General features: G+C 75.7%; 1 protein-coding gene. It reads left to right on the top strand.

The features are described 5' to 3' along the window. Positions 1-951 (top strand): sensor histidine kinase (locus tag STRAU_RS35560; RefSeq protein WP_213083759.1); only part of this gene is annotated, 951 nt, incomplete at both ends.

Here is a 951-nt window from a genome sequence, read left to right as displayed (position 1 = left end):
CGCGGTGGCCCGAGGACCCCGCGCTGCGCGAGCTGACCGAGGCCGCCGTGCGCGAACTGGCCCTGAGCGAGCGGCGCGCGGCCGCCGCGCAGGCCGCCAGCGCCAAGGCCCTCAGCCGCGTCCAGGCCAAATCCGTGAGCATGCTGGCCGACCTGCGCGACATGCAGGACCGGCACGGCGAGGACGTCTTCGGCGACCTGCTCCGGCTCGACCACAGCACCTCGCAGCTCGGCCTCATGACCGACCGGCTCGCGCTCCTCATGGGCGGCCGCTCCAGCCGCGCCTGGAACAAGCCCATCGTCATGGAGTCCATCCTGCGCGGCGCCGTCGGCCGCATCGCCGCCTACCAGCGGGTGCGGCTGCACTGCTCCACCCGCGTCGCCGTCGTCGGCTTCGCCGCCGAGGGCGTGATGCACCTGCTCGCCGAACTCGCCGACAACGCCGCGAACTTCTCGCCGCCCACCGACGAAGTCCACGTCTACGTCGAGGAGTCCCGCACCGGCGTCGTCATCACCATCGAGGACAGCGGCCTCAGGATGTCCGAGGCCGCGCTGCGCCGGGCCGAGGAGTCGGTGTCCGGGCGGATGACCGACCTCGCGCTGCTCCAGGGCACCCGGCTCGGCCTCGCCGTGGTCGGCGGCCTCGCGCGGAAGTACGGCATGAGCGTCAGCTTCCGTCCCTCGGCGCGCGGCGGCACCGGCGTCGTCGTCCTGCTGCCCCCGCAGCTCATCGCCCAGCAGCCGCAACCGGAGAGCGCCCCGGCGGCCGACGCAGGGTCGCCCGCCCTGATCGGAGCCGGAGCCGTCCCCACCCAGGGCTCGGCCCCCGCGGCGGAGACCCCGACGGCGCCCCGGATCGCGCCCGCCGACGCGGACGGGCACAGCCCCGCGCGCGAGCACACCACCGACGGCACCGGCGAGCACGGCCAGGTGCCGGGGCACGGCGGCACAC

It is taken from the genome of Streptomyces aurantiacus JA 4570 (assembly GCF_000414115.1).
Lineage (GTDB): Bacteria > Actinomycetota > Actinomycetes > Streptomycetales > Streptomycetaceae > Streptomyces > Streptomyces aurantiacus_A.
The sequence above is the reverse complement of the archived record's forward strand: the minus strand, read 5'-3'. Positions and strand labels throughout refer to the sequence as shown.